At 40.4% G+C, this 13,630-nt stretch carries 12 protein-coding genes; 6 read left to right on the top strand and 6 right to left on the bottom strand.

All coding sequences use genetic code 11. The annotated features are described in order from the left end of the window. Nucleotides 1-42 precede the first annotated feature (42 nt). The 3 genes from ABXG83_RS08300 to ABXG83_RS08290 all read left to right on the top strand — a co-directional run bounded on the left by ABXG83_RS08300 (nucleotide 43) and on the right by ABXG83_RS08290 (nucleotide 1,808). Nucleotides 43-495: a VOC family protein gene (locus ABXG83_RS08300; RefSeq protein ID WP_353548387.1), complete on the top strand. Its 453-nt coding sequence runs from the start codon at nucleotides 43-45 to the stop codon at nucleotides 493-495. Between the two features lie 101 nt (nucleotides 496-596). After that, on the top strand, nucleotides 597-1,250 hold the full coding sequence (locus ABXG83_RS08295) for a hypothetical protein (RefSeq protein ID WP_178888812.1): 654 nt from the start codon (nucleotides 597-599) through the stop codon (nucleotides 1,248-1,250). 84 nt (nucleotides 1,251-1,334) lie between these two features. Next, on the top strand, nucleotides 1,335-1,808 hold the full coding sequence (locus ABXG83_RS08290; RefSeq protein ID WP_353548386.1) for a GNAT family N-acetyltransferase: 474 nt from the start codon (nucleotides 1,335-1,337) through the stop codon (nucleotides 1,806-1,808). 71 nt (nucleotides 1,809-1,879) lie between these two features. On the opposite strand, the gene ABXG83_RS08285 is transcribed toward ABXG83_RS08290, so the two are convergent. Further along, a complete protein-coding gene (locus tag ABXG83_RS08285) occupies nucleotides 1,880-2,698 on the bottom strand; it encodes a CHRD domain-containing protein (RefSeq protein WP_353548385.1) in 819 nt (272 codons plus the stop codon). A 219-nt stretch (nucleotides 2,699-2,917) separates the two neighbouring features. After that, the gene (locus tag ABXG83_RS08280) at nucleotides 2,918-4,471 is read right to left on the bottom strand and encodes a carboxypeptidase (RefSeq protein ID WP_353548384.1); all 1,554 of its coding nucleotides are present in this window, start codon (nucleotides 4,469-4,471) and stop codon (nucleotides 2,918-2,920) included. A gap of 342 nt (nucleotides 4,472-4,813) precedes the next feature. Between ABXG83_RS08280 and ABXG83_RS08275 the strand changes: the two genes are divergently transcribed. Next, nucleotides 4,814-5,014: a DUF2892 domain-containing protein gene (locus tag ABXG83_RS08275; RefSeq protein WP_353548383.1), complete on the top strand. Its 201-nt coding sequence runs from the start codon at nucleotides 4,814-4,816 to the stop codon at nucleotides 5,012-5,014. 174 nt (nucleotides 5,015-5,188) lie between these two features. Beyond that, on the top strand, nucleotides 5,189-7,597 hold the full coding sequence (locus tag ABXG83_RS08270) for a TonB dependent receptor (RefSeq protein ID WP_353548382.1): 2,409 nt from the start codon (nucleotides 5,189-5,191) through the stop codon (nucleotides 7,595-7,597). Nucleotides 7,598-7,700: 103 nt separating this feature from the next. Here the strand turns inward: ABXG83_RS08270 and ABXG83_RS08265 are convergent, their stop codons facing one another. The 4 genes from ABXG83_RS08265 to purN form a co-directional block, all read right to left on the bottom strand. Then, nucleotides 7,701-8,138, bottom strand: coding sequence for a hypothetical protein (locus tag ABXG83_RS08265; RefSeq protein ID WP_353548381.1), 438 nt, complete (start codon nucleotides 8,136-8,138; stop codon nucleotides 7,701-7,703). A gap of 150 nt (nucleotides 8,139-8,288) precedes the next feature. Beyond that, nucleotides 8,289-9,743, bottom strand: coding sequence for an MBOAT family O-acyltransferase (locus ABXG83_RS08260; RefSeq protein ID WP_353548380.1), 1,455 nt, complete (start codon nucleotides 9,741-9,743; stop codon nucleotides 8,289-8,291). Between the two features lie 24 nt (nucleotides 9,744-9,767). Further along, nucleotides 9,768-10,799 carry a hypothetical protein gene (locus ABXG83_RS08255; RefSeq protein ID WP_353548379.1) on the bottom strand — a complete coding sequence of 344 codons (1,032 nt, stop codon included), beginning with the start codon at nucleotides 10,797-10,799 and terminating at the stop codon, nucleotides 9,768-9,770. Nucleotides 10,800-10,979: 180 nt separating this feature from the next. Next, nucleotides 10,980-11,924, bottom strand: coding sequence for a phosphoribosylglycinamide formyltransferase (gene purN, locus ABXG83_RS08250; protein ID WP_353548378.1), 945 nt, complete (start codon nucleotides 11,922-11,924; stop codon nucleotides 10,980-10,982). A 369-nt stretch (nucleotides 11,925-12,293) separates the two neighbouring features. On the opposite strand from purN, the gene ABXG83_RS08245 reads away from it, so the two are divergent. Continuing rightward, on the top strand, nucleotides 12,294-13,493 hold the full coding sequence (locus ABXG83_RS08245) for a c-type cytochrome (RefSeq protein WP_353548377.1): 1,200 nt from the start codon (nucleotides 12,294-12,296) through the stop codon (nucleotides 13,491-13,493). Nucleotides 13,494-13,630 lie beyond the last annotated feature (137 nt).

Raw genomic sequence — 13,630 nt, 5'->3', positions numbered from 1 at the left:
GCTGTTGAGTTTTATGTACTTTTAAAATCTTAACCTCTCAACATGCGCATACTTATTTTATCCCTATTGCTACTTGTAATTACAGCAAATACCGATGCACAAGAAGTGAAAATTGCTGTTCAACTGAATCATACGGCTATCTATGTGAAAGACTTGCAGAAGTCAGCTTTTTTTTATGAGCATGTGATCGGATTGGATACCATTCCTGAACCTTTTCGTATTGGCCGGCATAAATGGTTTCGTACCGGGCCGAAAATGGCTTTGCATATTATTCTGGGTGCGACCGAACTCAAAGAATATTATAAGAATCAACACACTTGTTTTAGCGTGAGTGATATGCAATCATTTGTTGCTCGACTGAAAAAGAACAATGTTGTCTTCGAAGACGTCAACGGTAATCAGGGAGCCATCACCAAAAGAGTGGATGGTGTTCAGCAAATCTGGTTCCGTGATCCGGATGGGTATTGGATTGAGGTGAATGATGCGAGGGAGTGAATTGTGAATGGTCAATGGAGAAGGTCCTATTGGTAATTTCTCATTCACAATTCACAATTCACCATTCACTCTTCCTATATTTGCCCTTCTCAAATCTTATTATGAAGTTCTACAATATTATCATTAAATACCGCTTCTGGCTGAGTTTGGTCTTGATTGCTGGTGGGGTGGCATTGAATATGACGGGTACGGGGTTCTGGCCTACATTTCCGATCTATTTCATTGCTTTGATCGGTTTATTGAGCCATTTTTTTATTGGCCCTTTGCGTTTGATACAAGAGCCGATGGAATCGGGCAATATTGAGGAAGTAGAAAGAATTCTGAATTCGATCTGGTTTCCGAATTTATTGTATAAGCCTGTTCGTTCTACCTATTACACCATCAAGGGTAACCTGGCTATGATGAAGCAGGACTTTGATTCTGCTGAAAAGCACTTGAAAAAAAGTACCGATCTGGGTTCTCCCATGCCTGAAGCAGAAGGTGCCAATAAATTACAATTGGGTATGATGGCCATGCAACGCGGTGACCTGAAACAAGGTGAAAGTTATATCCGTGCGGCTATTCGTGCCGGTATTCCTGATAAAGAGAGTGAGGCGGTTGCTTATCTCACCATGTGCCAGATCTTTATGAACAAAAGAGAATTCCGTGCTGCTAAAGATTTCTTCCGCAAAGCCAAAGCTTGTAAACCAACTACCAAACAAGTTGTGGATCAGATCAAGGAAGTGGAGAAATATATTTCGAGGGTACCGGGATAATCTTTGATTTTTTGATCTGTGATTTCTTGATTCAGGAAATTTCAATAGATCAAAAATTCAAAGATCAGAAAATCAAACTTTTACATGCTTCGCATTCAAAAAATATTACCTGATTCTGCCGCACTGGAAACCGTGCGGCAGCTTTTTTTAGAGTATGCAGATGAACTGCAGGAGAACTTGTGTTTTCAGAGTTTTGATGCAGAAGTTAAAGATCCAATGAAAAAATATGGTCCACCCACCGGTGCGCTGTTTCTTGCTTACTGGAATGAAGAGCCGGCTGGATGTATCGCATTACAACCTTTGAAAGAAGAAGGGGTATGTGAAATGAAGAGGCTTTATGTAAAACCTGTTTTCAGGAAATATGGAATTGGTCGTTCTTTAGTAGACTTATTATTGAGTGAATCTCGTCAACTAGGGTACTCAAAAATGCGATTAGACACTTTGGAAAGATTGCAGCCAGCCATTGCTTTGTATAACAGTTTGGGTTTTGAAACCATTCACGCATATAATGAAAACCCGCTTTCTGGTGTTGTGTATATGGAAAAACAAATTCAATAAATGATCTGTATGCAAAAAGTCCATTGAAGAACACTCGTCTTCAATGGACTTTTGATTTCATGCGTTATTGATTAACGAATTTGTCCTCGTACAATACCTGATGGTCTGTTCGTAGAGTGCACATTCACATACAATGCATCAGTCTTGATAGCGGTTAAAATAGCGGCTGTTGGCGTAAATATTTTTGTTACACCAAAGTCTGCTGCACTAGAACATAGTCCTAACAGTACTCCTCCATTGGTTCCAGCAGCACCAGTGTGAATATGTCCGGCTGTCAATGCATCTCCTGCTTCAACATTTGTAACTGTGACTTTGCTGTAAAGTTTATTATCAGTAGTGATGCGCAATAATGCAGTGCCGGTAGCAGTGGTATTAACTGCAGGAACTTCGTTCATTCCTGATAATGCAACACTGGAAGCAAAAGTTACAGCATTGAATACCTGACCTCTGATGATTCCAGCAGGAACTTGAGATGAGTGAACATTGAGGTAGATATCAGCAGTTCCGTTCATCAAAGTATCAATGAAAGAGCTGCGAACATTGGTCAATTTAGCTTTTACCATATTACCCATAATGGTTGGGTTTAAATCTACAACTACACCACCATTGGTTACAGGATCACCCACGTGAAAATGCCCTGCAGTGATATTATCACCGGAAGCAAGTCCGTTTACCGTAATATCTACTGTCATAGACTGATCACTATAGAGTTTGATGGAAGCTGAGCCTGTTTCAGTTCTACCAGCTGGTTGAGGGTTTTCATTAGCAGCTGATAATAAAACAGTGATTTCTTTTGTTACTGTTGCAGCCGGTGCCATTTCATCTTTTTTACATGAAATCACCGTGGTCGCTAACAATACAGTTAAGGCGAATAAATTAATTTTTCTCATTTGAATAAGGTTGTACAATAAATAATGTTATCACCTTATCTACGTAAGCTTATGCAGTTTGGATGTGCAGAAGCAAGAAAAGTACTTTTAATTATTGTATCATATAGTTCCCTAGTTTATGGATAGGGATCAATTACAACTATTCGCCACACTCATTTTAGCAAGAAAGCCCGGAAATTTCCGGGCTTTCTTGATGATGGATCTAAACTGATTTTATCATTAATATTTTGCAGGTTGTCCTGGCTTAGGGATGGTTCTTTTAATGAACTTCCTAAGGTTATCATTACTCTTTTCCAGATCTTCTTTACGCAGATACATCATATGTCCGCTGCGGTAACCTTCCCAGCTCATGCGATCTTTCAAGCGTCCGCTTGGATCCATTTGCCAAAGATTGTATTGTGCATTGAAGTAATCGCAGGCGCCATCATAGTAACCAGATTGCACAAGTACATGTAAGAAAGGATTCTCGGCCATAGCGGTACGAAGGTTATCACCTGTTCGATCGTTGGTGCGATCCCAAGGGTTTACCGGTCCGAATACATAATAGCGCTGGTCTGTTTTGTATTTCAGTTCTTCACGTAGGTACATATTAATAGCAGGAGTAAAAGAATGCTCCCATGATAATAATTCTGAATTGTAATCAGGAGATTCTCCTGCATCTTTTTTATCAATGCCTTTATAGCGTGAGTCAAGACGTCCGACAGTAAAACCTTCTTCACGTAACAGTTCCTTCCAGAATAAGTTGGTGGAAACATCTAGGTTGTTTTGTAAGATCACTTTTTCATCAATGCCTGAATAGCGCGACATTTTTGCTGCGATCTCTTTTCTTTTTGCATCACCCAATAACCATCCTTTATTAATGGCAGGAATCAGTTCATTCATCGTAAATGCTTCTACCTCGGGCAGCATATCTGTCAGGTCTTTTTTCTGCAGGTCAGAAGGTAATTTTTTGTGGTACCAGGCAGTTGCTGCATAATAAGGTAAACGTAAAGCAGCAGCTTCTCTCGGACTTCTTTCAATACCCAATGTGGTAGGAGAAACCAAGATGACACCATTGAGGAACATCCAGTGTGCGTTCTGTAATTCGAGTGCTAGTCCGGAAACTCGCGTGGTACCATAGCTTTCCCCGATCAGGTATTTAGGGGATGCCCATCTGTTCATACGTGTAACAAAAGTGTTGATCCATTCAGCGAGGTATTGCACATCTGCACGAACACCAAAGAATCTGGTAGTAGGAATGTCTTTGCTGATCGGACGAGAGAAACCAGTATTCACCGGATCTACATATACGATATCACATACATCCAAAACAGAATGCGGATTGTCTTTCATGCCATAAGGCTGAATTGGATATCCTTCATCATCGATATTTAAGATGCGTGGTCCGGTATAACCGATCTGCATCCACAATGCAGCAGTACCGGGCCCTCCATTGAATGAGATCAGTAGGGGTCTTGTTGATTTATCTTTTATATCGGTTCTTTCATAGTAGGTAAAGAATACTCCTGCTTCAATTTTACCATCTTTATCCCAAACGGGCATGGTTCCAACGGTTGCTTTATAAGGAATACGAACACCTTTGATAGTGGCTTCATGTTCTGAAGTGACTGTAGCATCCGGATTGAATGGAATATTAAAGGATGCAGATTTTGGATCAGCAGCACTAGCTGCAGGTGTTGCTGCAGGAGTACCAGTAGTAGGTCCTGTTGGACGCTGTGCAATAAGTCCGGTTGCAATGCTTAAAGCAATACAGCCGAGTAAGATCTTTTTCATAGTAAGCAATAGTTAGTGATTGGAATAGATTCGAATATAAATCGAAGTAGGGAATTGTGGAGGATAAATCGGTGGGTAGAGGTGTGAATTGTCAATGGTGAATAGTGAGTAGTGAATAGTCAGTAGTGAGTGTGGAAAAGAGGATGGCTTTTAAGGACACACTTATTCGCCATTCACCATTCACGATTCACATGACAATTATCATAAAATAATGTCCATCTAATGAGTACCTTGTATTATGAAATCAAAATGGCTGCGATTGGCGTTGGTTTGTGTGATATGTGTGACGTTGGTATGGCTGATCGTATGGCTTATTCAATCTCGTTAACAAAACACTTCTATATGAAAGCAAACATGGGTAGCGCCGACAGAATCATACGTGTGATATTGGCCATCTTTTTCGCCGTCTTGTATTTCACGGGAACAGTAACCGGCACTTGGGGTACCGTACTGGTTGTACTCGGCGGTATTTTTTTGGCTACTTCGGTGATCAGTTTTTGTCCATTGTATACGTTGGTAGGGCTGAATACTTGTAAGAAATAGTCTGTAGATCATGGTCCATGGACCATTTCATGTAAAAAAGTGTCTCTCTCTTTTTTGGTACCACACACAAAAAGCAGGGGCATCAACCGTATATCCTTTTATGTGTACCATGGTCTATGTTTTACCATGTATCTTACCTCTATGAATGGATATTTGTAGTCCATTCAACCCGCTATGAAGAAAAGAGTACTTGTCTTATTAGGATTTATTTGTGTCTTATCAGTCTCACTGTATGCCCAACAACGGAATATCATCATCAAAGTTTCAGATGAGAAGCAGTTGCCTATCGAAGGTGCTGTTATAGCGCTGATCGATAAAGGGAAGGAAATTCGATCTGTTATCAGTAAAAAGAATGGGGAAGCAGTATTAGACCAAGTGACTTTGGGTGCTTATGATATCAAAGCTTCTTTTACAGGATACACAGCTCAAATACTTTCAAATGTGTTGGTTGAGAAGAATGATCTCTATCTGGAAATTCAATTAAAGGAGAGTATCTCTGAATTGAAACAAGTAGTGGTTCAATCGTCAAAACCTTTTATTCAAAGAGAGCAAGGGAAACTTGTTGTTAATCCTGATGCGTCACCCACCAATAGCGGTACTACTGTTGTTGAATTATTGGAGAAGTCACCGGGCGTCATGATCGATCGTAATAATGGGATCAGTTTGCGCAATAAATCCGGTGTATTGGTATTGATCGATGATAAACCTACTTACCTGCAAGGAGCTGACTTGATCAATTTATTGAGCTCGATGAATACTTCGCAGGTAGATAAGATCGAACTTATTACCAATCCCTCTGCGAAATATGATGCTGCAGGTAATTCTGGTATCATTAATATCAAAACAAAAAGAAGCAAGCAGATCGGATTCAATGGCAATATCACTTTGGCTGCGGCTTTGGGTTGGTATCCGAGAACGAATCCTTCTTTATTATTGAATTATCGATACAATAAATGGAGTCATTACTTTTCATACGGATTTAATTATTCCAAGACCAAAACAGATATCTATGCACTAAGAACGTATTTCGATGCGGTCGGAAATCCAACTGCGATTCTGGAACAACCTACGGTTTTCAATAACAAAGGGTTGAACCATACATTCAAATACGGAACGGAATATGCGGCAACGGATCGACTCAGTTTTGTGTTTTCTTTATCGGGTTCATTGATCAATCGCAAAGGAAGGAATACTGCAAAGGCAGATTGGCTGACACCACAAGGTGTGATCGATTCTTCTGTTTCAACAGTTGCAAATTCTGAAAATAAATTTCAGACCGGAGCGATCGGTATTGGTAGTAGACATAAACTTTCTAAGACCACTCAATTGAATATCGATGCAGATGCTGCCAGGTATGATCTGAGTAACCAACAACTATTTCGAAGCGACAGAACAGGCAGTATGGGTTATACTGAATCTACGCAAGGCTTTATTCCATCACTGATCAATATTCTGTCACTGACTGCCAACTATTCTGCGGATCTAAGTAAACAATCTAAGTTTGAAGCAGGTGTTAAGACCTCAAAGATCGATACTGATAATGATGCGGCATACAGTATGAGTATCAACAACTCACCATGGAAGCCCAATTATGGCATGAGTAATCATTTCTTGTATTCGGAAAAAATTCATGCAGCTTATGGAATGTTGGAGCAGAAGTTTAAAAAACTTACGATCCAAGCCGGTTTAAGATATGAATACACGCACTATGATGCCAATCAATTAGGAAATATCGTTGTGAAAGATTCTTCCTTTAGCAGAAACTATAGTGGGTTGTTTCCATCCGGATTCATCACTTATGAAGCAGATTCTAGTCACACATTCTCATTATCTATTGGCAGACGTATTGATCGGCCTTCTTTTCAGCGACTGAATCCTTTTGTGAACATCATTAATAAGTATACATTAGAAAGAGGGAATCCTTTCTTCAGACCGCAGTTCACCTGGAATTTTGAATTGTCGCATCAGTACAAGCAGTTGCTACATACGACGGTTTCTTACTCGTTGATCAGGGATTATTTTTCGCAGTTGTTCCTGACCGATCCTGATGGCTCATTGGTATATACACAAGGTAATGTAGGTCGGATGCATAATTTCACTTTATCAGCTATGCTCACTACAAAGCCAACCAGATGGTGGTCGCTGAATACAGAAGCTATTTATACTTATAAAAAACTGATCGGTTATGTATGGAACAATTATCGTTCAGATATCTCACAGTTGACCATTAACATGAATAATCAGTTTCGTATCAGTAAAAAGATCAATGGCGAAATATCAGGAACCTATACAGGTCGTTCAAGAAATGATCTGCAGGAAGAATTGTATCCATTCGGACAATTGTCAGCAGGACTTTCTATGCCTGTGTTGAAGAATAGTGGTACACTACGTTGTTCTATCAGAGATATCTTCCGTACTTTCTGGATGGAGGGGATGACAGATTTTTTGAATGCAGATGAATATTTTATTCTTCGAAGAGATAGCAGGGTATTCACTGTTTCCTTCACCTATCGTTTTGGAAAAACCGGTAAAGCGGCTAAACAGAAAACTGCAACGGATGAGATGCGTAGAGTAGAGCTGTAGAAATAGGAAATAATAAATAAGAAACATGAAATAAGAAATGAGAAAGTATACAACCTACTTTACTTTCTCATTTCTTATTTCCTATTTTATGTTTCTTATTTTCTCACCCCCAGATATCCGGATGTTTGGCAAAATAGGGAAGAGCAAAACAACCAGAAATACCGGTGATGATCTCAATACCCATGGTGAGTCCGCGTGCGCTGGTGGGCATTGCTTCGCCGGTAGGCAGCATATTAGGTCCAAGTGGAATAAATGCAACAATGGTGACCAAGCAAATACATAGCAGCGTGTAGAGTAGTGCTCCTTTTTTCAGATACTCGACCATTGCAGCATATACAATACCTGCGGCTATTAATGTTGGTATGGTAAAGTAAATGATAGAATTGATGTTGACCCATTCCGCAAATTCATAACCTGTTATTTTTCGGTAGATCAGGTCGAATGCAAGATTGATAACGGTAGTACCAATACCTACAAATAATCCACCCAGAATCCCACGAGTAGCCATGGTGTATTGGTAAGGGGAAGTTCCTGTTTCCATATCGATTGGTTTTGTGGTTGAATAATGAATTGCAAAACACACTTGCGATTGGAAAAAGCCTAGCGATGGTAAGACCTGTTGTTGTTTAAATTTCGGAAGAATAAATGAGATAAACAATAGAACTTGTCATCTCATTTATTCTTTCTTTGATTAGAACTGGAAGTAAATAAATGATCCACTACTTTCCTGGCTTAGTATCAATAAGATAAGCATGGCCGACCATACAATACCGAGCAGCCAAACAGGCATTTTAGCCGCTGCTTGCAGTACACTGGTGTTGCGCATGCGCCAATGAAACAGTACCATTATTATTATAACGATGCTTACTGTTACTACATCCAGTGAATTCAAAACAACAATGCTGTCTGCCACACTGGAAAACATAGATATCAATAAGCGCCATGCGGATGTAAAATCAGGTGCGCGGAAAAAGACCCATGTCACATTTACCAGGAAGAAAACAAACAATGCTTTGAAGAATCCTGATGGTATATTTTTTTTCCATCCTGATAATGCAATGGCAGCATCTTCCGGGACAGCATTTTTTTGAGATCTATCCTGAATCAATTTCTCAATACACAAGTAAAGACCATGCAATGCTCCCCATACTACAAAGGTCCAGTTAGCGCCATGCCACAATCCACCCAGTAACATGGTGATCATTAAATTTATATAAGTGCGAAAGATGCCTTTTCTATTACCGCCCAATGGAATATATAAATAGTCGCGAAGCCAGGCTGATAATGTAATATGCCATCTTCGCCAGAAATCGGAGAAGCCGGTTGCAGCATAAGGGTATTTGAAATTTTCCGGTAATGTAAAGCCCATACAGGCTGCAACGCCGATGGCGCAGGTAGAATACCCTGCAAAATCAAAAAAGATCTGACCTGAGAATGCAAGTACACCGAGCCATGCATCGAGTGTATGTAACGATTTCTGTGCGCCAAATACAGTGTCAGCCGGTGAAGCAAGCATACCATCTGCAAGTACCACTTTCATGAATAATCCTAGTGATAAAAGAAATAAACCTTCATAGATCTGCTGAGCAGTTGCTTTTTTTGGTGATTCAAATTGTGGTGCGAGTTGTGGTGGACGAACGATCGGACCTGCAACAAGATGCGGAAAGAAAGTAACAAACAGGGAAAAATCGAGTAGTGATTTTACCGGCTTGCTTTCTTTTTTATACATGTCGATGGTGTAGCAAAGCGTTGTAAACGTATAAAAAGAAATACCTGCGGGAAGAATGATATTGGGTTTAGCGGGATGATAATCCATGCCTAATGCATTCACAAGCAGTACAAAGTTGTCCAATAAGAAACCACCATATTTGAAGAAGCATAGCATACCGAGATTTCCGATCAGGCTGACCACAAGTAATAATTTCTTCTTGGCTTTATTCTCTTGTGTGTACAAAGCACGGCCTACAAAAAAATCAACAACAGTAGATAGCCAGAGCAATAATATAAAAGGTGGATTCCATGCTGCATAAAAAAGATAACTGCCTAACAGTAAAATGATCTTTCTCGATTTCCATGATATGGGAAGATTGTAGAGTCCCATCATCACAAGAAAGAAAACGATGAATGTATATGAATTGAAAACCATAAAGTAGTAGTTGGGTGAGGGTGATTAATTACTTTTTGTTTTGTTGGGGAAACTCCATCCTTTCTCTGTTTCGAGTATCCTGACCAAACTTTTTGTGTAAGTGATGGCATCAGTGGGAGAGAGATGGGAGTCTTCCGGACAAATCAATTGTTGTTCTGGATAATCCATAAAATGAATACCCGGGGCTCCTGTCATGGTGAGTATTCTGTTCCAGAAATGTTCTCTTGGGAAAATTTGTTGTTCTATTTGCAGGAATACACCACTTGAAGGGGTTCTTACAAAGATCACTTTACCGCCTCTGGCAGTTATTTTTTGTACATCTTTTTGAATCACTTGAAATAGAGAGTCGATTGATTTTTTTGTAGGAGGTGGTTGTTTCGCTCCCATTCTGCTGTAATACGACCAGATGTGTTTTACACTATCCTGAATGGAGACCTCCTTCAAGAACTTCGCAGACATTTTATCTTGACGATCAAAAGTGATCCTTCCAAAATCAATCGGGAACAGTGGTTCTTTTTCCATTCCCGTACGAGATGGAATATTGATTCGTTTTAAGAGTGCTTTGGTAGAAAAATAATCACGTTCCAAAAAAACAAACTGTGATTCTAAAATTTTATTTACTCGAAAACTAAACCATTGTGCCGGTGTAATATTTTTATAGTAATCAAGGGCTTTGGTAGCCAATCTCGAGTCATCCGGATTAGGAGAGAAGATGAGCATCTCAGTGACATCGATCATTAATTTTCCTTTGAACTGATCATCATTGGCCAGGTCGTTCAAAACCGGCATTGGAGAAGTGCCTTCAAAAGCGAGCTGAATGGCATCTTCACCGGTCAATGATCTCCATGTTTCGATGTCCAGATCATATTTATTCCTGGAAGATCCGATAAATACAGTAGCCTTATCCTGTTCTTTTGTTACCAGCGAACGTTTATGGGTCCATAGTTCGGGGCCGTCGTCATAGGAGATACCGATACCGGTTGATCGTAAATAAGTTTCCCAGAAGATTAAAAAGAGAAGAACGATACCGCATGCCAATAGAAGGGCATTACGCATAGGCGTGTGTTTCATGCTGTTGTTGGGTTATAGTGAACATCTGCTTGTTATCAAGCGAATGTTTAAATGATATTAGACTTGCTACACAGACCTTATGCTAATAGAACAAAGTAGAAGGAATAGTTGATACCTGCAAGTATTCGAGGAATTATTTTATGGAAGAGGGAGATGCAATCGTTATTAGATCTTCGCAAGTACAGTGCTTTCCACAATTCTTGGAAAGTGGTTATGTTCCAGTTGATGGATCTTTTGTGCCAGTGTTTCAGGGGTGTCTTCTTGTGTCACTTCACATTTAGCTTGAAAGATGGTTTCACCTTCATCAAAATGTTCGTTCACATAATGTATAGTGATGCCACTTTCTTTTTCACCTGCTTCGATCACAGCCTGATGCACATACATTCCATACATGCCTTTGCCACCATATTTGGGTAATAGTGCGGGATGTATATTAATGATCTTATTGGGATATGCATGAATGAGTGCTGTAGGTACTTTCCATAAAAATCCAGCCAATACGATAAAGTCAATACCTTCTTTGTGTTGGATCTCATCTACGTAGGCGTTGCCGCGAAAGAATTTTTCTTTTTCGATCATCAATACGGGGATCTGATGTGATGCCGCTATTTGGATCACCCCTGCACCCGGTTTATTGCATACAATGAGTGCGACCTGAATGTTGGGATGATCTTTCAAATGCTCAATGATCTTAGCCGCATTACTCCCTGCGCCAGAGGCGAAGATGGCTATACGCTTGATGTCTGATGTCTGATTTGGATTTTGTCCATGGTCCATGGTCCATGGTCCATGGACTTCCGTTTCACCTTTCACTTCACCCTTTTCACTTTTGCCCCCCCCTGAGATCCTCTTCCACATTTTCGCCAGATATTTTTTGAAAAAAGGGAATTGTCCCATAGGAATACTTACCGTCAATACACAAATAGGCCAAATGATGGTGACCATAATAATGTAAACGATATAGTATAATGGGCCTTTTTCAAGAGAAGTGAAGACCATTAACTTCTTTCCTGCATAACCACAAAGGCTTCCGCCGAGGGCAAATGTGGTGAAAACGAGGATGAAACCTGTCCATGTAAGCTTCCATTTTTCTTTCAGGCGACGAAACATGCGCCAAAAATGCGATAAAAAGAGGAGGAAACTTTCAGTTTTAGTTTTTTTTGCCACTGAGTGCACAGAACGGCACAGAATATTTTTCTTCTTTCAATGTTCTTCTGTGTCTTCAGTGGCATTTCAAATATTCGCACCAAAAGCATGACATTCATCATGTCGTTGTTATACCAATTCGCTGAAACACAAGCCAGATAAGGATAAAAAAAATTCTACAAGGTTTGGTTTTTGTCAGCATCCTGTCATATTTTTGCAGCCGTTCACGGATATTTTTCCACACCAAGAACCACGTTTGTGTATATGATATCTTTTAGACGCATAACCAAGACCTGCCTGCTCAGTGCACTCCTTTTCTTGGGTTTTTCAACAGTGAATACAGTATCGGCGCAAGACGGTAAAGCCCTCTTTACTACTAACTGTGCATCCTGTCACCAGGTACATAAGCCATCTACCGGTCCGGCTCTGGCTGGTGTGGAAGATCGTTGGCCTAATAAGGCTAATTTGTATTCTTGGATCAGGAACAGTGCCGCTTTCCTGAAAACGGGAGACAAGTACGCCAATGACCTGTATAATACATGGAATAAAACAGCCATGAACCAGTTCCCGAATCTGACCGATGAGGAAATTGGTGCTATTTTGAAATACATCAATTCAGTACCTGCTCCGGGTGCGGCTGGTGCTACTGCTGGCGCTGCTGCAGGAGATCCTAACGCTGCTGCCGCTGCTGAAAGTGATAATACCTTATTATTTGGTATCCTCACCCTGATCCTGGCTGTTGTAGCCCTGATCTTATTGCAAGTGAACGCGAATCTGAAGAAATTGGCAGATGAGCGTGAGGGTCACAGACCGATTGAACCTGTTCCTTTCTGGAGAAATAAGAGCTACATCGCTATGATCACTGTGATTCTGTTCGTAGTGGGTGGTTATCTGACCTCAAAAGGTGCGATGGCATTGGGTCGTAGCAAAGACTATCAGCCTGAACAGCCGATCTATTATTCGCATAAAGTACACGCAGGTATCAACCAGATCAACTGTCAATATTGCCACGTAGGTGTTTATCAGGGTAAACAAGCAACCATTCCTTCAGTGAACGTGTGTATGAACTGTCACATGTCTATCAATGAGTACAATGGTGAAAAGATGTACACTGAAGATGGTAAAGAGATCAATGGTACCGCAGAAATTCAAAAATTATACAAATATGCAGGTTTTGAGCCCGGTAAACCTTGGGATCCTTCTAAGGCAAAACCAATTGAATGGGTTCGTATCCACAACCTGCCTGATCACGTATACTTCAACCACTCTCAGCACGTAAAAGCAGGTAAGGTAGAATGTCAGACCTGTCATGGTGAGATCCAGAAAATGGGTGAAGTAAAGCAGTTCAGCGATCTGAGCATGGGCTGGTGTATCAACTGTCACCGCGAAACACAGGTTCAGTTCAAAGACAATGGTTTCTATAGCATTTACGAGAAATACCATCAGGATCTGAAGAGTGGAAAAATGGATAGCACCAAAGGTGTTACTGTGGAAGCGATCGGTGGTACTGAATGTCAGAAATGTCACTATTAATCGTTCTGTGTAAGGCAGAATAGAACTCAATTAGAATTAAGATTTAGATATTGTACCGAAAGAAGGTTGGGATGAGCGGATAACGATCACCCAATTTTCATCCCGATCTGATCGGGACAAATTTTCAAACTAATACA

It is taken from the genome of Sediminibacterium sp. KACHI17 (assembly GCF_040362915.1).
Lineage (GTDB): Bacteria > Bacteroidota > Bacteroidia > Chitinophagales > Chitinophagaceae > Sediminibacterium.
This window is presented reverse-complemented; position numbering and strand designations above follow the sequence as displayed.